Raw genomic sequence first — 20,851 nt, 5'->3', positions numbered from 1 at the left:
AATGAATAATCATGACATCTTCTGTCAGATATGAATGATATACTTAAAAAAAGGGTGATGATTATGCGCGCAGATCGGCTGCTTTCGATTCTTTTGCTTCTTCAGACAAAAGAAATTGTTTCAGCTGGAGAACTTGCTGAAAAACTTGAAGTTACCGAGAGGACTATTTATCGGGATATTGACGCACTCAGTTTTGCAGGTATGCCGATTTATTCGGTCAGAGGGTCGCATGGCGGTTTTGCAATGGAGAAAAACGTACACCTTAATATACCAGCTATTACACCGCAGGAAATACGTGCGTTATTCATCAAACAGTCACCGAAATTGTTCAGTGATCTAAATTTACATGTGGATCGCAATACTCTTAATAGACTTCTCGTGAATTTTTCAAAACACTTTGCTGATGAAGTCGGTCAATGTGAAAGACGCATTTACTTGGATCATGGCGGATGGTTTGAGGAGCAGGATCGAGTTCCCTGGCTGTCTATAATTAAAGACGCGGTAGAGCATAATCAAATAATTTTCATGCGCTACCGTAAGAAAACGGGTGAAATCATTTTGAGAGAGGTTGCGCCTTATGGCCTTGTTGCCAAGACAGATAACTGGTACCTCGTGGCTCTGCATGATCAGAAATTAAGAGTTTACCGCGTGTCCCGCGTTCAAAAGGTTACGTTTACTAAGCACTATTTTTCTATTCCTCGAAGTTTTGAGATTGCAGATTTTTGGAATGAATGGTACCAATCATTTGAAATGAGCCTTCCAAAGATATTTTGCGTACTTCGTATTGATGCTTCCATCATTGAAGAACTTGCAAACAATAAATATCAAAATCTCACATTACTAAAACAGGATGAAACGGGCAAGGTGCTCGTTACTGTCAATTTTGAAACGATTGAACAGGCTGTGCATAAAATCCTTTATTATGGATCAGAGGTTGAAGTATTAAAGCCAGACGAATTGCGAAACCAGATAGCTGAACAGGTAAGAGACCTCGCTGTGATCTATTCCAACAAAAAATAAATCACTTAATATGCTATCCTGATAAGATAAGGTGAATGTGTTTCTGCCTATCACAGTGATTTTCTTCTCCAGTTGAGATTTGTTATACATCCATATGATAAGCAGTGAAAAAAGTCAGGCAATAAAGACATGGAACAGATCAGCCCGTGCTGTTCTGACTGTCCTGAATCGTAACGCGGATTTTCTCAATCCGGTTGTCTTTGACAGAGGCAACTTTAAAAACCATATTTTCATGAGAAACGATTACTTGCTCGTTCTCTTCGGGAATGGATCCGATCTGATTTAAAATAAAACCGGCAATTGTATCGATATCTACACCTTTAATGGAGGTCCCGAAGCGTTCATTGAATTCATCAATCTCAAGCAAGCCACTGACGAGGTACGTGCGATCATCAATTCGAGTGATTTTACGCTCAACTTCATCATGCTCGTCATCGATTTCACCGACAATTTCTTCAATCAAATCCTCCATGGTAACAATACCGGAGAAGCCGCCATATTCATCAATCAAAATGGACAAATGATTATGTGTTTTTTGCATTTCATGAAGCAGGTCATCGATATATTTTGTTTCAGGAACAAATAACGGTTCGCGTAATATGGAGGTCAGATTAACCTGATCAAAACCAACATCACGAGCAGCTTTGAAATAGTCCTTCATATTGAGTACACCGACAATCGTATCGCTGTCCGTTTGAAATACAGGAATACGTGAATAATTTTCATTTAAAATCATTTGTGCAAGATCATACGGTGACGTGTCCACACTGACTGCAAATGTTTCCGTCCTTGGAGTCATGATTTCCCGAGCCTTTTTAACGTCCAGTTCAAAAACACCTCTGATCATGCCAAGCTCATCATGATTGATTGATCCATCGTCTTCGCCTGTTTGAGCGAGCAGTTGAATTTCTTCACGCGAGGTAATCTCATTTGCTTTGTCTCGATCAACTCGTGACAGTTTTGCCAATAAATTAGTTGAGAGTGAAAGAAGCTTAACAAAGGGTAGCGTAGCTTTACTGAAATAAAGAATTGGTGTTACCGCAAAGCGGGCCATTTTTTCAGTGTTTTGCAGGGCTAAACGTTTCGGAAACAACTCGCCGAATACAAGAGTGACATACGACAACAGAATGGTAATGGTCGCAATCGATATCTCTCGGGCATATGGGATAGGCAGCATGTCCGCAAATCGGCTCGCAAGTCCGGTAGCGGCAGAGGCACTCGAAAATAGGTTGGCAAAGGTGATACCAACTTGAATGGTTGCAAGAAATTTACCCGGGTCACCGATTAATTTTTCTAGTAGAATGGCTTTGCGATCGCCTTGATCGGCTTGGTGCGCAACTTGCTTCTTATTCAATGAAACAAAGGCAATTTCAGCAGCTGCAAAAAAAGCATTAATTAATGTTAAAATGGCGATAAGTACGAGCTGGAAGAAGATTGAACTTCCACCATCTCCCATAGGCGTATCCAAGTAATCGCTCCTTATTATGTAAAAAATTCGTTTGGCTTTATCTGTACTATACCCACTTTATATAAAATGTAAAAACGAGTCAGTGAATTAAGTGGCCTTTATAACTCATTGAGAACACACAGCTATTAATAAAGAAATGTGATAAAATAAAGCAATATGATGCAAGTCGGAGGGCGGAAAAATGGACAAGAAAGAAGCAAAGCCAAGTGCTGAAAAGACAAAAAGAAGCAAGGTGGTAACGATTATCGCGGTTGTGTGTGCAATCGACGTGATTGCGACATTAATTTACTACTATGCGTCAGGCGCATTTAAGTTTTGATTTTATTTAATGCTGGAGGAATTTTGAGTGGAAATTAAGAAAGCCGATTATGATGAAATCAAGGATTGGGTCGATCATGAATTGCAAGTGACTACGGAAGAGAAACGGCCTGCCTTCGCAGACAGGAAGCTCCGAAAAATTAGTTATGCAATGTATGATGATCAGGGACAAGTGATAGGCGGAGCGGCGGCTGAATTTCATTGGAACGCACTTCACGTCAGCCTGCTGGCAGTGAGTGAAGTGTATCGGATAAAAGGAGTCGGGACAAAGCTGATTGAACGAATCGAGCAGGAGGCACGCGAGCACCATTGCGATATGGTTCTGCTGGAGACCATGAGCTATCAGGCACCGCTGTTTTATCAAAAACTTGGTTTTCAAGTGATTGGAAGAATAGGGGATTATCCAGGTAAAGGCGAATGCCAGTACATATTGCAAAAAATGCTCAATTACTAAAAAAAGCCTCGTACAGTTTATGATCACTGTATGAGGCCTTATTTTTTTATTTATATTGAATGTGAATCGTTTGAATCAATCAACTTTGTTTTATTAGGTATAAAAGGCCACCAATTGCCACGGCCGAACAATTTGACCATCACCGGAACAAAGAATGGGATAATCACCACTGCATAAAGGATCAAGCCAATAATGACGACGCTGGCAATTTCAACAAGCGAGAGCATTCCGGAAGGCATCATTGCTGCGAAGGTTCCGCTCAGAATGAGCACAGCTGAGAAGATTACGCTGCCCATATGCCACAGCGTCAGCAGCATACGTTCTCGTATTGCCCGATTTGCATACTCGTTGAATCGCTCCATGACAAAGATTGAGTAATCAATGCCAAGTGCGACGAGTACAATAAATCCGAAAAATTGCGTTGTCCACGTTAGTCCGGAGAAATGGAACAGTTTTGAGAAAATTAATTCCGAAAAACCCATTGCCGAGAAGTAGGTCAAAAGGAGAGATGCCATTAAATAAATCGGCATAGTCAATGACCGCAAGACAATGACGAGTGCGATGAACACACCAATGATGACAAAGGTAACGGCTTTTTGATAATCTGAACTTGAGAGCTGCTTTAAGTCACTATTAAAACTAGAGATGCCGCTGATCCCCACATGTGCATTTTCGAGCTTCGTTCCTTTCAAAATAGACGGAAGTTCCTTTTTGAATTCTTGAAAATGAGCAATCCCTTTATTTGAGTAAGGATCATCTTTCAAAGTCACTTGAATGCTTGCGATTTTGCCATCTTTACTCATATATTGATCAAGGGCATCTTTAAAACTCTTATTTGTGAAGATTTGATCCGGCACATAGATCCCTGACTGTTCATAGGAAACCTTGGTCCAGTTGCCAATAAAATCATTCGCTGAATTGACACCGTTCTTAATCTTTTTTGCACCGTCCGCGCCTTTTGCAAGTCCGCCGGACAGTGTCTGCATTTGATCTTGCACATCACTGAAGCCGTTCTTTAACTGATTTTGACCGGAAGCAATTTGTGTGAGCGCATTGGTCAGCTGCGGTGTGTTCTGGATGACTTGGTCTTGACCGCTGCTTGCCTGATTCAATCCGTTTTCCAATTTGCCTAGACCGTCATCCAGTTGGGTGAGGCCGGATTGAAAGCTGCTGATTCCCTGCGTCACCTTTGCGGACTGACTGTTTAGTTGATTCATTGCATCCGCTAATTTTTGAATGCTGCTGTTCAGCTGAGTGATTTGCGCTTTAGCTGTTTTCGTTTGATTGGTAATCTCAGTTTGGATATTGTTCTGAAGATTTTCCATAACGGTCGGTAACTGCTTTAATCCGGTTGCTAATTGAACAAAATTCGGATCCTGCATCGCTTCCGGATGGGATTTGATGTACGCCTGCAAATTTATTTGAATCTGACCAAGTGTCTTTTCCAAATCGCTTGTGTCGATTGCTGGCTGGCTGCCGGATCCTGATGATGAGAATTGGCCAAGTTGGTCTGAGACTTTTTGCAAGTTGTCAGCCACCTGTTGATAGCCATTCTGAATTTGTTCTTGACCGGTTTGGAGCTGTTTCAGCTGTTTCTGAGCATCTTGAACATTTTTTCTGATTTCCGCTGTTCCGGCTGAACCGGACTTAATTCCATCCGAGATCTGCGCCAGTACGGTTTGTATTTTCTGAACTCCGTCTTTTGTAGCGGATGTTCCGGTTTGCAGTTTGTCGATGCCGGTTATTGCAGAATTCAATTGTGGCTGAGACTTATCAATTTTCTTACTTGCTGTTTGCAGACTGTTTTGCAAGGTTCCTAATCCGCCGGAGGCACTTTTCAGCCCCTTATGAACGGTATCCGATTGTTTGGTTACATAGATGTCATTCAGTCGTTTTCCGAGCGGACGTGAAACGCTCATCACTTTATCAACATTCGGATCTTTTTTTATTGCCAGGGAGATGCGTTCAATCAGCGCAACATAATCCGATGAGCGCATGTTGTCATCATTTTGCAAATAGATTGTAGCCGGAGACATATTACCGGCACCGAAATCTTTGGAAATGACATTAAAGCCTGCTTTTGCTCCATAGGAATTTGGCAATTCTTCAGGTGAATTAAAGGAAAGCTGCCCACTATAAGTAATGATCGGCGGTATCGTAAATAAAGCAACGATTAGCAGGGCAACGATCGGGCGTGCAAAAGCAAGCTTGCCGGCAGCTGCCCAAAGATCGCTTTTTGGTTCCTTTATTTTTCCACTCATCGGCCAGAAAAGGTGTTTTCCTAGTGTGGTCATGAAAAGAGGGAGCAGCGTAAAGAGGGCAAGCAACAGGAAGATGACACCAACCCCGACAGCAATCGCGCTTCGGTAGAGGTTAAATTCAACGAATGCAAGTGAGAGAAAGGCGATAAAAACGGGAATTCCGCTTTTCAGTACAGTCAGCCCGGCCGTTCGAAACGTTGCCAGTGTCGCCTGATATTTATCATTTCCCTTTGCAAGTTCCTCTCTAAATCGGCTTAAAAGGAGAATACAGTAATCGGTTCCGATACCGAACAGGACAGCGATCATAAATGTTTGCGTAAAGTTTGAAATTGGGAAATTGAAATAGTTTACAAGAAATGAAACCACAAATTGTGCAACGATATAGCTGATGCCAACGGTAATGAGTGGCACAAACGGTGCGACAACAGAACGAAAGACAAGGAAAAGAACAACGAGGATGAAGATGAGTGTAAGACCCTCTGTTCTCTTTACGCCTGCCTCAGCTGCTGAATTCATGTCATCATTAATCAATTCTTGACCTGTTAAGTAGGTTTTGACACCGTCTGTTTTAATTTCAGCATCGATTTTATTTCGAAGTGAGTGAACGGCTGTCGGATTTACGTTCTGTACTTGAAAGGCAGCCATTAACGTTTTATTGTTTTTTGAAACCAGCTGATCTTTTAAATCTTTATGATCAAAGACATCGATGACGCTCTCAATTTTGAGATCCTTTTTGTTGTCTTTAACACGGTTTAACGTCTTTTCAATCGCATTTAAGTCTTTTCGAGAAAAGCCCTTGTTGGAATGGAAAGCAGCGATATAAGCGGTTGTATCTTTATTTTCGCTGAATTTTTTCTCTAGTTTACTGGCTTGCTGTGTCGAATAATTATCGGGCAATGAGTAACCGCCTTTATCACGAACAAGCGCATTAAAATTCGGAGCCGTAAACATAAGGACTGCAAGGCCAAGTACCCAAATACCAAGCAGTACCCACCGCAATGTGATCATTTTTTTCATTTGTCCGCCTTCTGTCTCATAATGATTTCGTTGATCTTCAAATAGATACGAACAAATTCCTTGCTGTCCTGTTCGCCGACTTCTTCGATCCATTTACCTACAAGCTCATGAATCTTACGTTCTCCTTCAAGAAAAATAGCCTTTCCTGTGTTTGTGTTGTACAATCCGAAGCTGCGATTATCAATCATCCGCTTTTCAATATAACCTTTATCCACTAACCGACTGACGCGAATACTAACGCCGCTTTTATTTATATCGAGCAGATTCGCAATTTGAATCGGGCTGAGTCCCGGCTTCTTCTCTAGCATCCGGAGCAAGCAAAGCTGTTCAAATGTGATGCCATGGGCTTTAATGAGATCTTCAACAGCTTCGTGAACGATATTTGATGTATAAATAGAGACATCTTCATAAGCACTAATCAAGGATTTAACCGAATCTAATTCCAATTGAGCACTTCCTCCTTAAATAGATAACTGTGTTAACCATTTTTTATAATAACAACATTTGGTTTATACAGTCAACTAAAATTGATAATTTTTCTATAATCACATTCAACTAATAAATATATTTTTTTATTCGTCTAAAATCACTTCTCGTCCGTCTAATAAATGAAGAATCAAAAAGGAGGGAGTAAAGGATTAAAATGATCAGGAGCGCAGATCCTTTATTTTAAAAATGCATTACTACGACAACTGATCAATAACAAATCGGCTGAGGTATCGAAAGCGACTATATTGATGAAAAAGCAGCGAATCCATTTTTTAATGGCTCACTGCTTTTCGTTCTTCTTATTCATTTATGTTCACAATGATTCTTCCGACAGTACTTCCTTCCAGTAATTTTGGCAGAATATCCGGCAGTGCTTGAAACGCTATTTCTTTTTTTATCATAGAAAGCTTTTGACTGTCTTTTAATTCGCTTGCCATTCGTTTCCAGATTGTTTTTCTCAGTGGCATCGGACAATACACTGAGTCAATGCCTAGTAGATTAATTCCACGAAGGATAAACGGGAAAACTGTGGTCGGAATCTTACTGCCTCCGGTTAATCCGCAGACAGCGACGGTACCACCATAAGCAATTTTACTGATAAGTGAGGCGAGCTGCGCTCCTCCCACAGGGTCAATGGCAGCAGCAAATTGTGTTTTATCTAATGCTTTAATCTTTCCATCGTAAATAGCACTTCGTGGTTTGACGGCAGTTGCGCCTAGTTGTTTCAGATACTCTGTTTGCGAGGATTTACCTGTACTTGCAGTAACATCGTAACCTAGCTTAGAAAGCATGGCTACAGCTGTTGTTCCGACACCACCGGTTGCTCCGGTAACAAGCACGGGTCCCTTTTCTGGTGTCATACCATTTTGTTCAAGCTTGTTTATGGCGAGTGCGGCCGTAAATCCGGCGGTTCCATAAATCATTGCTTCTTTAAAGGTAAGCTCATCGGGCAGTGGTACGATCCAGTCACCAGGAATTGATGCGTACTCGCAAAAACCGCCGTAATGATTGACGCCGATACCATAGCCGGTTGCAATGACTTGGTCTCCTTGCTTGAATCGATCATCTGCAGATGTTACAACGACACCAGCCAAATCAATGCCTGGAATAAAAGGGTATGTGTTCACGATCTTTCCGTCAGGCATGCACGCAAGCGCATCCTTATAATTTATACTGGAGTAATGCACTTTAACAACCACATCGTCCTTAGGCAGTTGATCCATAGTAATGTTTTTCATTGCGACTGAAAAATGTTCTTTGTTTTTATTGACCACTAAAGCTCGAAGTATTGATTCCACAGCAATTCCTCCTTACCTTTATCTATTGTACTAAAACTTGAAAGTTAAAAAAGCGCACCCATCCCTTGCCTGCTCTATGATTACTATGAATAATTTAGGTCAGGCCGCCGCTTTTGTCAGCTGTTTCTGGTAGCTGGTAGGTAGCTTCTCTAGAAAATTTTCGATGATGTGATGGACTGCTTGCTCAGAAAGAACATACTCGTCTTTGAAAACTTCTTGAAATAAGTCGATCAACTGCTGAAGCGTTTCGACGAAGGTCACATCCGAAAGCTCATCGACCATCAAATAAAACAACTCACCCAAAGTGCGATCGTCCACCTGTTCACGGTGCTGAACCGCAAGAAGGGAATAACTGATAGCGACCAGGGCGGTGTGCGCAAAAATCCCGTCATAAGACAAACCCTGGTATTTAGCGAGTCGAAGATAGTGCTTGCACATCTTGAAGTACACTTCAATGGACCAGCGTTTTCCATAAAGCTGGATGATTTCATCTTCAGAAAGTTGGATATCGGTTGACGCTAAGACCAGATACTCTTTGCGTTTACGACGGTTGCGGACGTATACGAGTTTCAGGGGTAAGACCTCTCCCTCAACAACCGCTTCTACAACGGTAGAAAGTAGGTAGCGTGAGCGTCCACGACGTTTTTTCTGAGCGTTGAAGATCGCTTTCACGTCCATCATTTGACCATTGAACCGGTAATAAACCTTTTTCGACCGTTTCACCATAGCGACGGTATGAAGGCCAAGTTGACGCAGCTGCTGAAACATTTTAGGACTAGAGAACCAAGAATCAAACAAAACATAGGATGCTCGGACGCCATGCCTCAGGGCAGAAGAAAGCAGTTCTCGAACCACATCAGGCGCTTTACGCTGGGCCTGAAGCTTCCGCTTTCCAGAATGGGTGCGAGCATCAGCTTTTGTACCGCATACCTGATTCTGACCCGAAAGCAAGGAAAAGGTGACCGGCAAAAAAGTGTTGCCGTCACTCCAGCCTAGTTGAAGAAACCGAAAGCCGCGCACATGCCGATGGTTGGCGTGGTCGAATTGAAACGCCGCCAGCTCCACGCGTTTCGCATGGGCGCGTTCATACATGGAATCATCCACAATGAACACAGGCTTCCGTGCCGAATCCGTCAAGGGTTTAATGAACTGAATGATCCGGCAACAGAGCAGAATCAGAAACTTTTGCCAGTTAATCTTGCCGTTGTTGAGCAGGTTGCGAAAGGTCTTATCCGAGAAGTTCAGCTGATTTTGATGCTTCAAATAATCGCGATACGCTGACTTGTTTGAAAAGACCGTGCTAATGAGATAACAGAACAGTACCCGGAAGGGGACCCCCTTTGCCTTTGTGGCGTTTGAGGCTCTCGCAAGTTGACTCAAACGAAATCGTGTAAAAAATTCCTGGACTGAAGAAGAAATTCCAAGAGATGGATGGTCATTTCGTGATATACTTTTCATGGCATGAACACTCCTCGGTTAATTGGGATTCGACACTTCAATTATACCGAGTTATCGGTGTTCTTGCTTTTATTTTTGTGCTAATCCTTTACAGGATAAGCTGTGAAGCCCATTTTTGATGTTTCAAGTTTTAGTATTGTAAATGTAAACGGTTAAAATGAACACTGAAAAAATCAATGCATTTTGCGGAATTTTTAAGACTAGACAGTAGTAATGAATTATATTATAATAATTATAGTTAAATAATTAATATAAATAAAGGAGAGATTGTTATGGCAGTTGCGCAAGGCACAACAACCAAAACTTTTCTAAATCAGCAGGTAGCAAATTTCGGTTTGTTCTACACAAAGATTCATCAACTACATTGGTACGTGAAAGGTCCAAGTTTCTTCACATTGCATATTAAATTTGAAGAATTATATGATCAAGTAACTGCGATTCTTGATGAAGTGGCAGAACGACTGATTCAAATCGATGGTCAACCCTATTCGACACTTCAGGAATTCTTAGAGCATGCGACGATTAAAGAAAAACCATACACGAATCCATTGAATGAGAACGAAATGGTACAGGTCGCTATTGATGATCTGGTACAGTTGCGTGACGAATTGGCAGAAGGCATTGTCTTATCAGATCAAGAAGGCGATGCCGTAACCAATGATATGCTGATTGCTGTAAAAAATAAAATTGACAAAGACATTTGGTTTTATTCTTCGTTCCTGGGTAAAGACCCGGTACCTCAGAACAACCCTAAATGAGAATAATTATTCAAAGATGAAAACCGAATTATTTCGGTTTTCATTTTTTTATTTAAATATTAGCACCTAGTACTAATATCTGATATAATATAAAGGCTAGAAATAAGGAGGACGGATATCGATTGGAATCAAAAGCGACAATAACGGCCATTGGGGCATATGTTCCGGAACGCCGAATGACGAATCACGATTTAGAACAACTTGTCGATACATCGGATGAATGGATCGTTCGACGGACTGGGATGAAAGAACGTCGAATTGCAGGTCCTGAAGAATTTTCCAGTGATTTGGCCTGCGGAGCGGTACGTAATCTCGTTTACCGTTATGAAAGTGACCTTACTGATGTGGATTTGGTCATTATTTCGACCACCACACCGGATTATGGATTTCCAAGTGTCTCCGCGAGAGTTCAAGCAGCCTTTCAACTCAAACATGCAGGTGTGATTGATTTAAGTTCCGCTTGTTCGGGTTTTGAATATGCACTGCACGTTGCGAACGGTCTTGTTACAAGCGGATTGAATAAGAAAGTGCTCGTGGTTGCTGCTGAAACAATGTCAAAGGTAACGGATTATACGGATCGAACCACATGCATTCTTCTTGGTGATGGAGCAGGTGCCGCGCTTGTTGAACATACGGATGAAAGAGGCAATTTTCTCGGCTCTTATATGGGTGCTGACGGAAGTCTTGGTAAAGCCCTTTATCGTACAGGATTATCGTCAACTATGGATGGAGAAAAGCTCATTGATACAGGAAAAATGATTCAGAACGGCCGTGAAGTGTTCAAATGGGCAGTTAAGACAGTAACCGCCGGAATCCCGGCACTGCTGGAAAACAGCGGATTACAAATTTCGGATATTGATTGGTTCATTCCGCATAGCGCAAACTTGCGATTAATTGAAGCCATATTTGAACGATTAGCGATTCCGATGGATAAAGTTCTTTACAGCTTAGAGTATTACGGCAACACTTCATCGGCTTCGATTGCTCTGGCGATATCAGAAGCCGTCAAGACAGGAAAAATTAAGAAAAATGATCGTTTACTTTTATACGGATTTGGCGGGGGACTTTGCCACTGCGGTCAAATTATTGAATGGAGCATCTAAAAAGATGTTCTAAAAATTATGGATCAGGAAGAAAACATCTTTGTTTTCTTCCTGATCCATTTTTCTATACGGTTAGTGGCAATCAAGCTGCCATATTGAACTGTTCACCTTATACCTGCCAAACCGCAAAAGCTGCGTGCAGAACTCATCAAGATTTTTCACATCCGGAAAGCAGACTTTCAACAGATAACATCCGTCACCGGAAATATTATGGGCCTCAATGCAACTCGGATTTTCAGCGATCATCTGTTCGAATCCTCTGTAATCGGACGAAGACATATAAATGGTTATAAACTGAATGGAATCATAGTGCTGGTCAATAGTAAAACGGCGAATGATTCCTTGGTCGATTAATTTCTGAACGCGCTGACCTGTTGCTTGTCCCATCATATGAATGTTCTCACCAAGTTGTTTCCAAGTTAGCCGGCTGTTTTTAGTTAATAATCGGGTCGAGTTCGTCCATCGTTGATTTCCTTTCACATTGAAAAAATGGAAGAGTGATTTCATTCATCCGCTACTGTAAAACACTACTTCCATTCATGTACAATCACCATATCAGATCTTTTGGAGGGTGACAATCATGACTGAAGCTTTACTTATTATTGATGTCCAGAATGATTATTTTGCTGGGGGAAAGATGCAGCTTGAAAAACCCGAGGTTGCGCTCAATCAGATTGAGCGAGTACTCAACCGTTTTCGTAAGACAGGAAAAACCATTGTATTTATTCAGCATGTCGCAAAAATTGCGAACGCCACTTTTTTTCTTGAAAATACATTTGGGGCAGCGATACATTCTGCACTCACTCCCAAAAATCAAGGAAATGAATTTATTGTACAGAAAAATTTTCCAAATGGTTTTCTTCAGACGCGTTTGCAGGAGGTACTAAAAAGTAATCAAATCGATTCGTTAGTAATCTGCGGCATGATGACCCATATGTGTGTGGATTCAACAACACGGCAAGCGGCTGAATTTAGTTATCACTGTACGCTGCTTGGTGATGCCTGTGCAACAAAAGATTTGGTCATAGAAGATGACACCATACAAGCAAATCAAGTACAAACTTCATTTCTCGCCGCTTTGCAAAGCTTTGCTAAGGTGAGAACGACGAGTGACTATCTACAGGAACAATGAAGTGAATCGTACAAAAATCTTTGATATGGCTGGAAATTCGATAATAGGATTTCCAGCCATTTTTACAAGATGCATCTTGCCTTTCGCCTAAACAACTATATAATTATGGTAATTAAATCAATATTAACAATAAGAATATGAAGGTGATAACTATGAAGGGCAGAGATGTTATTCTTGGACTGCTGCTGGACATGCCGCGAACAGGCTATGACATCAATGAGATGTTTCAAACAGTTTTTTCACATTTTTTCTCCGGAGGATATGGGATGATTTACCCTACCTTGAAGAAACTTGAGATTGAGGGAAAGGTGAGAAAAGAAATTGTCACTCAAGAAGGGAAGCCCAATAAGCATGTGTTCTACATTACCCAAGAAGGAGAAATGGAATTCCAGAATTACTTGCGGTCGGAAGTTCAAACGGATGTGTTTCAATCCGATTTCTTGGTTCGTCTCTATTTTGGAAGACATGTTTCTGAAGATGAATTGAAGGGATGGTTAAAGGAAGAAAAACAGCACATCGCAGTGCTTGCCGACAGGCTTGACCAAACGAATGCGAAGTGGAAAAACAACATGAGTGATACACAAAAAATAGCGTATGCATTTGGTGCGGAAATGTACAAAGCACAGATGAATGTTGTTGAACGTTATTTGAAAGAAGACAACACGCATGTCAAATAAATTAAATCTAATGGGACGATTGAATAATTTATTTAATCATTTTGGAAAAAATGTTCGCATTCGCTTTTGCGTTGATTTTCTGATGAATGCATCGTTTACCATGGTTGTGCCTTATTTACCAATCTATTTCTCTCAGAGAGTGGGTACATCCTTAACAGGAATCATGTTTGCCGGCGTGATTCTTGCTGGAATCATTGGCGGTATTACTGGAGGAATGCTTGCTGATCGTATCGGAAGACGAAAGATCATGTTAATCGCCGAGGGTACGACAATTGTAACGTACACGTTAATCGCTTTTTGCAATTCACCGTGGTGGAATAATGTTTATCTGACCTTCCTTCTTTACGTAATCAGTATGCTTTTTTTCGGCATGTTATCGCCTGCAGTTTCTGCACTTCTCATTGATTCGAGTCAGCCTGAATATAGAAAATATATGTACCAGTTTCAGTATTGGCTGGTCAATCTTGCATTAGCTTCAGGTTCATTAATTGGCGGTTTTTTCTTTCAAAAGTATTATTTTGTTCTCTTTCTGCTCGTTGCACTATCTGATGTTATCGCTTTTTTGTCGACGCTTTTATTAATCACCGATGATTTTGAACCTGTTCGGAAGTCAAAGGATAGAGAGGACAATGAAGGTCCGGCAATAGAAAAGGTTGGTATTATGCAAAGCCTTTTCGGATTAATTAAAGATCGATTATTTGTCATGTATTTTCTTGCTGCTTTTAGTTTGGCGACTATTTCGTGTCAAATGACGAACTATATAGCGATTCATATGACTGAAGCGATACCTCGTCAACAACTGTTTGGCAACTTCTATCTTAATGGAATGAATCTGCTTGGCATGCTTCAATCTGAAAATACATTTTTAGTTATTTGTTTTACGTTCATAGTCACTTTTTTAGTCAGAAAGATCAGTCAGCGAGTCGCAATCATTACAGGAGCTCTGCTGTTTGCTTCAGGCTATGTCTATATGATGATCGGTACAGCACCATTACTTTTCTTTCTAGCGATGCTGATTACGACGATAGGCGAACTATTATATGTTCCGGTTGGGCAGAATTTTCTTGCAGAACTGGCACCTGATGATCAAAGAGGATTATATACCGGGATTGCTGGTTTGAGTGGTTCTTTCGGGATGATTTCAGCAAGTTTGATGATTACATTGGTCAACCGTCTTCCCGCGACAGTGATTGTATTGATTGTCAGCCTTTTCGGCATCTTAGCAGCTATTTTGTATGCTCTTCTTGATACCGGAATTAAAGGTAAATTAAAAATATATCAAGATGCGATGAATGATTCGTAACGAAATGCTGTTAAAATTCGTTTTATTTAATAATAAAAAAGAGAAGGGGGCGAGAAGTATATGAATCTATTAATTTTAGGCGGAACAGTTTTCTTAGGAAGGCATCTTGCCGAACTCGCGCTTAGAAGAGGTCATTGTGTTACGTTATTCAATCGAGGCAATCGTCCTGATATTCTGAATGAGGTAGAACAGTTACATGGTGATCGCGATGGTGACTTGGAGGTTTTGAAAGGCAGAAGATGGGACGCGGTGATTGATACATCAGGCTATGTCCCAAGAGTTGTCCGCAAGTCAGCACATTTGCTTGCTCAATTTACGGATCACTATACATTCATATCAAGTATTTCTGTTTATGAAGACTTCAGCGAGCGGAATCTAAACGAGGAAACAGACACAGGAAAGCTGAGGGATGAACGTGTCGAGGATATTGGCGATGGAAACTATGGTCCTCTCAAAGCACTTTGTGAATCGGCAGTTCAAGAGAAGTTTCCAGGTCATTCACTTATTGTTCGGCCAGGGTTAATCGTAGGTCCATATGATCCGACCGACCGTTTCTCCTATTGGCCTTGGCGTATGAAAAAAGGTGGCGACGTGCTTGCACCTGGAAATCCGCAGGCGCAGGTTCAATGGATTGATGTGCGAGATTTAGCTTCATTTGTTCTTGATCTTGTGGAGAAAAAACAAACCGGTGTGTATCATGCGACCGGCCCGAGCTTCCCACTCACCATGAAGCAGTTCCTTGAAGCATGCAGAGACACTTTAAATCCGGCAGCACGTATTCAATGGATTTCCGAGAAATTTTTGTTGAATCAAGGCGTTGCGTATTGGTCGGAGGTGCCGCTTTGGATCCCAAAAGAAGCGAATATGGATGGATTCCTAGCTGTAGATAATAGGAAAGCAATCAAGGCAGGACTTACATTTCGACCGATTCAGGAAACTATTCGAGATACTGCTGAATGGCTTAAGACACGTCCAACAAATCATGAATGGAAAGTGGGAATGGACGCGAATCGTGAAAAGGAACTTTTGATACTACATTGCGATAAGAATGAGTAGTTTAAGATGATTGTATTCAATGAATCAATGAAATAAATAGTTTTTGCAAAGTTGCAATTCATTGTATAATAAATATTAATTCTGATCTCATTTTAAGCATTAGGGCGGTGTTCTGGTGAGTAAGTGGCAGACGAAAGAAGCATTAACTGAACTATTGAGTGACCTGGTTCATGTTCCGAGTGTTTCCGGCTCACAAGCCGAAAAGAAGTTTCCTAAGCTGGTTTTACATAAGCTATCTGAGCTGGATTATTTTCAAACACATCCTGAATGCTTAAATGAAATACCTACAGATGATGGACGATCATTTATATCTGCCCTTGTTCGTGCACCGAAGCCTACTGCTAAAACGGTTATACTGTTCAGCCATTTTGATGTCGTCGATGTGCAGGATTACGGACAATGGAAAAAATTTGCTTTTGATATTAATAAATTGACCGATCTTTTTTATGCGAAGAAGGATGATCTTCCAAATGAGGTTCGCAATGATCTGGGTTCTGGCAATTGGCTGTTCGGCAGAGGAGCGATGGACATGAAGAGCGGACTTGCACTTCATATGTCTTTGATCGAGTCAGCATGCGAGGGCGTGTTTGACGGTAACCTCTTACTTATTTCTGTGCCAGACGAGGAAGTGAATTCCGTCGGCATGCGTGCAGCAGTACCTCATTTACTACACTTACAAAAGCAGCATAAACTGGACTACTGCACAGCTCTCAATTCCGAACCAATGTTTTCACTCTATCCTGGAGATCACAATAATTATATCTATACCGGATCAATAGGCAAGGTTATGCCCGGTTTTTTGTGCTATGGAAAAGAAACGCATGTTGGCGAGCCTTTTTCCGGTTTAAACGGCAATTTGATGGCCTCGCTGATAACAGAGGAGATCGAATTAAGCACTGAATTGTGTGATGAAGATGAAGGCAAAGCTGCTCCACCACCTACGAATTTAATCCAAAAAGGACTGAAGGATTCTTATTCTGTTCAAATTCCACATCGGTCTGTAACCCTGTTCAATCTGTTTTTATTGGAGCGATCGATTGAAGATATAACCGAAATGTTGCTCAAAAAAGCAAACCGAGCGGCGAGAAAAATCGAAGCGCTGTATCAAAAGGAAGCAGAGCAGTATGCACATTTTACCGGCTCCACCGCAGCAGAACGGAAGGTGCGTGTGCTCACATTTGAAGAATTAATTCATGAAGCACGACTGTCATTGGGAGACAAACACGTTGATACGCTTATTGATGCTTTGGTTGCCGAACGCGGTGATAAAGATGATCGGGAAATTTCCATTCAGATTGTAGATCAACTGGCCATCCGCTGCAAAGCGCTGGCACCAATGATTGTACTGTTCTATGCGCCTCCTTTTTATCCGGCAGTCCAATCGCATCATCGCCGGCTGATTCAAGAGACCATTGAAAAAATTCAGTATCGCGCCTATACAGATTATCAAGTCGAGTTAAAGGAACAACATTATTTTAGCGGAATTTCGGATCTAAGTTATATCGGTATGCCTGCCAAACAGTCATCAATGAATCAACTGATTCACAATATGCCGATCTGGAATCGCGGTTATTCTATTCCTTTTGAAGCGATGGAGCAGCTATCTGTACCCGTCTTGAATCTCGGTCCGATCGGGCGCGACGCGCATCAATGGACCGAGCGCCTTGATGCGGACTTTGCATTTGGGCCACTAAAGGATCTGTTAACACTCAGTGTTCACCAGCTCCTATCAGTGAACGAATAATCGCTTTGATCCAACGTCTGCAATTAAATTAAAAATGAATTGTAACCTTATTTTCAAAGCAAAAGCAGAGCGGAAAGAAATGAAATTCTCTTTTTCCGAACTTTTTAAGATGATAATTGCATTCTTATAGATACTGAACCATTAACTTAAGCACATCATACATACATATAATGTGCAGCGCAACATGATGTGTTTTGGTAGGAGGGACACAATTTTACATTTGAATGGGACAATATTTTTGCATGAACGATTTAAATTCGTGATTCATGAAAGTTTGTATAGGAATAATAAATGGAGGAAGGAAAAAATAAAAATAATAAATTTGAATATAATGTAAATATTATTATCTAAAGAAGGGGAAAAGATGTAGTGAGTGGATATCGATCTCAGGAGAGAAAAATAGAGAGAAAAGGCAGATTACTGCTACAAATTAATATTAGTTAGTTCATGAACTTCTTGGGTAATAGCATCTTTTAATGCGTTCAATTCGAGTACTTTACATATTGATAAGCCTTTATCTATATAATCCAATCCTTCTTTTTCATCATTCATATTGATCATAGCCATACCTTTTCGTCCATAAGCAACCGCTAATCCTTCATACCTCCTAATTAATTTACACTCTTCAATTGTTTTATCGGCATAATTGAGAGCTTTTAGATATTTTTTATTTTTTATAAATAGAATAGTTATATTTAATAAATATGACGATTTTAAATCAGTATTTCTAATAATATACGAAAAACGATTAATCTCTTGTAACGCTTTGGTAGCAATTGAAATAGCAGTTTCTAACGGAAAAAAGAAGAAAATATTATTTATAAGCTTTAACTCGATAGAATACCAATTATCAAGCTTTGAAAGGCGGTCCCATATTTTCTTAGCATATGGCAAAGCGGAATCAAAACTTTTATCAAAATGTATAGAAATAAGTGCTTTACATACAGAATGGATATCTTCAATTACATTATCTGAATTGTTTTGCAAATATTGCTCACATTTACTACTTAGTGACTGTATTTTATGAGTTTCTGTACTAAAAGATAATTGAAAAAAATCATGGAGAATTTCATCTTTTCCATTTAATTGGTATGAGTGCTGGATATAAGTTAACTCTTCATATGTAATATCAAGCCTTTTTAAAATATGCATGAACTTCCCAACTGTTGGTTGCATATTGCAAGCCTCAATTTTTGCATAAGTAGCTCTGGACATTTCATTCCCAGCAATATATTTCTGTGTATAGCGTTTTGATTGTCGAACTTTCTTTAACACTTCGCCCAATTGATAAGTCATGAGAACATCCTCCTATTTATGTGAGTATATTATACATTTTAATATACTTATGTCGAATCATGCTACTATAAATTCATCGAAGGAGGTGCCAGCCATGTTTAGTCCTGATATTATTTGGGCTGTTAAGCCAAGTCTGTGATTTCTGCTATTGTTGATGCTCCCCTTAACGATAGCATACGTATTTTGACTGCTTTGCAGTATCTCAATGGTCTATCTTCAATACAACATGGGCTACATACTTATGGAGAAAAGGCCTTGTGGTAGTTGAGAATCAATAGTTGGGCGAATGTGGCTCGAGCAGATTCTCAGCTCATTTTTTAACATTAAATTTACATTATTTGTATAAAAAGATAAAAAATAGCAATGTATGGGACCTTTTTATCAAATGATGGGCAAATGCAACACCAATGAAGACAGAAAATTAAGATAAAAAGGAGAATGACAAATGACTATTCAAGCAACCTTAAAAAAAGCGACGGTTGCAGTTGCCGCTGCGGCACTCTTTCTGGGGATGGGCACAACATCTACCTATGCAAAACATGCAAATCACGATAACAAAGACTACGGTATCTCACACATTACACGTTATGACATGTTGAAGGTTTCGAAGCAGCAAGGAAGCAGCCGTTTCGAGGTTCCGACCTTTGATGCCTCAACAATAAAAAATTTAGACACAGTACAAGGCCTCGACGTGTGGGACAGCTGGCCGTTGCAAAATGCTGATGGAACAACGGCAAATTATCATGGCTATCATATCGTTTTCGGACTTGCAGGAGATCCGAAAAATGGAGACGACACATCAATCTATTTGTTCTACCAAAAAATCGGTGATAACTCGATTGACAGCTGGAAAAGTGCTGGTCGTGTATTCAAAGACAGTGACAAATTTGTGCCAAGTGATCCCTACTTAAGTCACCAGACTCAAGAATGGTCAGGATCCGCGACACTGACACGTGATGGGAAAGTACGGCTCTTCTATACGGATTATTCGGGAACACCGGAATTAGGAGGAACTGGTGATAGCAACCAGGTGCTCACAACCGCGCAAATTAATGTAAGTCAAGAGGGTAGGGATACTCTTAAAGTAGATGGCGTTCAAGATCATAAATCGATCTTTGATGGCGGCGATGGAACCATTTATCAGAACGTACAGCAGTTCCATGATGAAGGCTTGTTCGCATCCGGCGACAATCATACGCTGCGCGATCCTCACTATGTTGAAGACAACGGACGGAAGTATCTCGTGTTTGAAGCAAATACAGGAACTGATACCGGATATCAAGGTGACGATCAATTGTATAATCCGGCATACTACGGTGGGAGCTATGCATTTTATAAATTTGAAAAAGAAAGCCTACTGAACGGCTCCAAAAAACAACTAGCTACACTGGCAAACGGTGCACTCGGTATTATCGAATTGAATAATGATTTTACCTTAAAGAAAGTGATGAAGCCTCTGATCACGTCAAACACAGTTACAGACGAAATTGAACGGGCAAATGTTTTCAAAATGAATGGCAAATGGTACCTGTTTACGGATTCACGCGGTTCAAAAATGACCATAAACGGAATCGGTGATAAAGACATCTTTATGCTTGGTTATGTTTCGAATTCATTGACCGGTCCTTATAAACCGCTCAACAATAGCGGACTCGTTCTTCATACGGATCTTGATCCGCAAGATCTGACCTTCACATATTCACATTTTGCGGTACCTCAGAAACAGGGAAATAAAGTAGTAATTACGAGCTATATGACCAATAGAGGATTCTTTGCGGATCATCAATCAACATTTGCGCCAAGCTTCCTGCTCAGCATTAATGGTTCTCAAACCTCGGTTGTTCCAAAAAGTACCCTTGAACAGGGACAGTTAACGATTGAAAATCATCGTTAAAAATGTGAATGATCAATTCAATATGAAATAAAAAAAGATTTTGCAGATAAACCTTCTGCAGAATCTTTTTTTGTGAAAACTTGCCGTATCTTGATGACAAACTTA

Annotated in this window: 18 protein-coding genes; 11 read left to right on the top strand and 7 right to left on the bottom strand. The window is 40.6% G+C overall.

All coding sequences use genetic code 11. The features are described from left to right. Positions 1-63 precede the first annotated feature (63 nt). Positions 64-1,020, top strand: a complete 957-nt coding sequence (locus AC1MBV_RS11225) for a helix-turn-helix transcriptional regulator (protein WP_480948321.1) — start codon at positions 64-66, stop codon at positions 1,018-1,020. Positions 1,021-1,159: 139 nt separating this feature from the next. On the opposite strand, the gene AC1MBV_RS11220 is transcribed toward AC1MBV_RS11225, so the two are convergent. Beyond that, the gene (locus AC1MBV_RS11220) at positions 1,160-2,476 is read right to left on the bottom strand and encodes a hemolysin family protein (RefSeq protein WP_480948778.1); all 1,317 of its coding nucleotides are present in this window, start codon (positions 2,474-2,476) and stop codon (positions 1,160-1,162) included. Between the two features lie 193 nt (positions 2,477-2,669). On the opposite strand from AC1MBV_RS11220, the gene AC1MBV_RS11215 reads away from it, so the two are divergent. Then, a complete protein-coding gene (locus tag AC1MBV_RS11215) occupies positions 2,670-2,807 on the top strand; it encodes a hypothetical protein (RefSeq protein WP_255749415.1) in 138 nt (45 codons plus the stop codon). A gap of 27 nt (positions 2,808-2,834) precedes the next feature. After that, a complete protein-coding gene (locus AC1MBV_RS11210) occupies positions 2,835-3,260 on the top strand; it encodes a GNAT family N-acetyltransferase (RefSeq protein WP_480948320.1) in 426 nt (141 codons plus the stop codon). A gap of 50 nt (positions 3,261-3,310) precedes the next feature. Here the strand turns inward: AC1MBV_RS11210 and AC1MBV_RS11205 are convergent, their stop codons facing one another. From AC1MBV_RS11205 to AC1MBV_RS11190, 4 genes are all read right to left on the bottom strand, one after another. Then, positions 3,311-6,538 (bottom strand): MMPL family transporter, encoded by a 3,228-nt coding sequence (locus AC1MBV_RS11205; RefSeq protein WP_480948319.1) that lies wholly within the window; start codon positions 6,536-6,538, stop codon positions 3,311-3,313. Continuing rightward, on the bottom strand, positions 6,535-6,984 hold the full coding sequence (locus tag AC1MBV_RS11200; protein ID WP_255749409.1) for a MarR family winged helix-turn-helix transcriptional regulator: 450 nt from the start codon (positions 6,982-6,984) through the stop codon (positions 6,535-6,537). Before AC1MBV_RS11200 ends, AC1MBV_RS11205 begins: the two co-directional genes overlap by 4 nt. A gap of 342 nt (positions 6,985-7,326) precedes the next feature. Then, a complete protein-coding gene (locus AC1MBV_RS11195; RefSeq protein WP_480948318.1) occupies positions 7,327-8,325 on the bottom strand; it encodes an acrylyl-CoA reductase family protein in 999 nt (332 codons plus the stop codon). A 99-nt stretch (positions 8,326-8,424) separates the two neighbouring features. After that, a complete protein-coding gene (locus AC1MBV_RS11190; protein ID WP_255749780.1) occupies positions 8,425-9,783 on the bottom strand; it encodes an IS4 family transposase in 1,359 nt (452 codons plus the stop codon). Positions 9,784-10,055: 272 nt separating this feature from the next. Here AC1MBV_RS11190 and AC1MBV_RS11185 point away from each other — a divergent pair, with 272 nt between their 5' ends. Together AC1MBV_RS11185 and AC1MBV_RS11180 are read left to right on the top strand one after the other, a co-directional pair. Next, complete coding sequence (locus AC1MBV_RS11185; protein ID WP_255749406.1) at positions 10,056-10,541, top strand: Dps family protein; 486 nt, start codon at positions 10,056-10,058, stop codon at positions 10,539-10,541. A 122-nt stretch (positions 10,542-10,663) separates the two neighbouring features. Further along, positions 10,664-11,644 carry a beta-ketoacyl-ACP synthase 3 gene (locus tag AC1MBV_RS11180; RefSeq protein WP_480948317.1) on the top strand — a complete coding sequence of 327 codons (981 nt, stop codon included), beginning with the start codon at positions 10,664-10,666 and terminating at the stop codon, positions 11,642-11,644. Positions 11,645-11,716: 72 nt separating this feature from the next. Here the strand turns inward: AC1MBV_RS11180 and AC1MBV_RS11175 are convergent, their stop codons facing one another. Continuing rightward, positions 11,717-12,151, bottom strand: a complete 435-nt coding sequence (locus AC1MBV_RS11175) for an Lrp/AsnC family transcriptional regulator (RefSeq protein ID WP_480948316.1) — start codon at positions 12,149-12,151, stop codon at positions 11,717-11,719. A gap of 73 nt (positions 12,152-12,224) precedes the next feature. Here AC1MBV_RS11175 and AC1MBV_RS11170 point away from each other — a divergent pair, with 73 nt between their 5' ends. The 5 genes from AC1MBV_RS11170 (at position 12,225) to AC1MBV_RS11150 (ending at position 17,556) form a co-directional block, all read left to right on the top strand. Continuing rightward, complete coding sequence (locus tag AC1MBV_RS11170; protein ID WP_480948315.1) at positions 12,225-12,776, top strand: cysteine hydrolase family protein; 552 nt, start codon at positions 12,225-12,227, stop codon at positions 12,774-12,776. A 152-nt stretch (positions 12,777-12,928) separates the two neighbouring features. Further along, complete coding sequence (locus tag AC1MBV_RS11165) at positions 12,929-13,453, top strand: PadR family transcriptional regulator (RefSeq protein ID WP_480948314.1); 525 nt, start codon at positions 12,929-12,931, stop codon at positions 13,451-13,453. Beyond that, complete coding sequence (locus tag AC1MBV_RS11160) at positions 13,443-14,756, top strand: MFS transporter (RefSeq protein WP_480948313.1); 1,314 nt, start codon at positions 13,443-13,445, stop codon at positions 14,754-14,756. Before AC1MBV_RS11165 ends, AC1MBV_RS11160 begins: the two co-directional genes overlap by 11 nt. A gap of 60 nt (positions 14,757-14,816) precedes the next feature. After that, entirely contained in the window at positions 14,817-15,812 is a 996-nt protein-coding gene (locus AC1MBV_RS11155; RefSeq protein WP_480948312.1) for an NAD-dependent epimerase/dehydratase family protein, read from the top strand. 115 nt (positions 15,813-15,927) lie between these two features. Then, the gene (locus AC1MBV_RS11150) at positions 15,928-17,556 is read left to right on the top strand and encodes a M20/M25/M40 family metallo-hydrolase (protein ID WP_480948311.1); all 1,629 of its coding nucleotides are present in this window, start codon (positions 15,928-15,930) and stop codon (positions 17,554-17,556) included. A 423-nt stretch (positions 17,557-17,979) separates the two neighbouring features. On the opposite strand, the gene AC1MBV_RS11145 is transcribed toward AC1MBV_RS11150, so the two are convergent. Next, positions 17,980-18,852 (bottom strand): helix-turn-helix domain-containing protein, encoded by an 873-nt coding sequence (locus tag AC1MBV_RS11145; protein WP_480948310.1) that lies wholly within the window; start codon positions 18,850-18,852, stop codon positions 17,980-17,982. A 445-nt stretch (positions 18,853-19,297) separates the two neighbouring features. Between AC1MBV_RS11145 and AC1MBV_RS11140 the strand changes: the two genes are divergently transcribed. After that, positions 19,298-20,746 carry a glycoside hydrolase family 68 protein gene (locus AC1MBV_RS11140; RefSeq protein WP_480948309.1) on the top strand — a complete coding sequence of 483 codons (1,449 nt, stop codon included), beginning with the start codon at positions 19,298-19,300 and terminating at the stop codon, positions 20,744-20,746. Positions 20,747-20,851 lie beyond the last annotated feature (105 nt).

This window comes from Sporolactobacillus sp. PKPK-6, assembly GCF_056678885.1.
Note: the sequence above shows the minus strand (reverse complement) of the source record. Positions and strands in the feature narration are given on the sequence as shown.

Bases quoted from the DNA above. Each gene is read 5' to 3' on its own strand.
- AC1MBV_RS11190 (WP_255749780.1), bottom strand. From the start codon at position 9,783: ATGAAAAGTATATCACGAAATGACCATCCATCTCTTGGAATTTCTTCT.
- AC1MBV_RS11205 (WP_480948319.1), bottom strand. From the start codon at position 6,538: ATGAAAAAAATGATCACATTGCGGTGGGTACTGCTTGGTATTTGGGTA.
- AC1MBV_RS11215 (WP_255749415.1), top strand. From the start codon at position 2,670: ATGGACAAGAAAGAAGCAAAGCCAAGTGCTGAAAAGACAAAAAGAAGC.
- AC1MBV_RS11225 (WP_480948321.1), top strand. From the start codon at position 64: ATGCGCGCAGATCGGCTGCTTTCGATTCTTTTGCTTCTTCAGACAAAA.
- AC1MBV_RS11175 (WP_480948316.1), bottom strand. From the start codon at position 12,151: ATGAAATCACTCTTCCATTTTTTCAATGTGAAAGGAAATCAACGATGG.
- AC1MBV_RS11145 (WP_480948310.1), bottom strand. From the start codon at position 18,852: ATGACTTATCAATTGGGCGAAGTGTTAAAGAAAGTTCGACAATCAAAA.
- AC1MBV_RS11185 (WP_255749406.1), top strand. From the start codon at position 10,056: ATGGCAGTTGCGCAAGGCACAACAACCAAAACTTTTCTAAATCAGCAG.
- AC1MBV_RS11155 (WP_480948312.1), top strand. From the start codon at position 14,817: ATGAATCTATTAATTTTAGGCGGAACAGTTTTCTTAGGAAGGCATCTT.
- AC1MBV_RS11170 (WP_480948315.1), top strand. From the start codon at position 12,225: ATGACTGAAGCTTTACTTATTATTGATGTCCAGAATGATTATTTTGCT.
- AC1MBV_RS11165 (WP_480948314.1), top strand. From the start codon at position 12,929: ATGAAGGGCAGAGATGTTATTCTTGGACTGCTGCTGGACATGCCGCGA.
- AC1MBV_RS11140 (WP_480948309.1), top strand. From the start codon at position 19,298: ATGACTATTCAAGCAACCTTAAAAAAAGCGACGGTTGCAGTTGCCGCT.
- AC1MBV_RS11220 (WP_480948778.1), bottom strand. From the start codon at position 2,476: ATGGGAGATGGTGGAAGTTCAATCTTCTTCCAGCTCGTACTTATCGCC.
- AC1MBV_RS11160 (WP_480948313.1), top strand. From the start codon at position 13,443: ATGTCAAATAAATTAAATCTAATGGGACGATTGAATAATTTATTTAAT.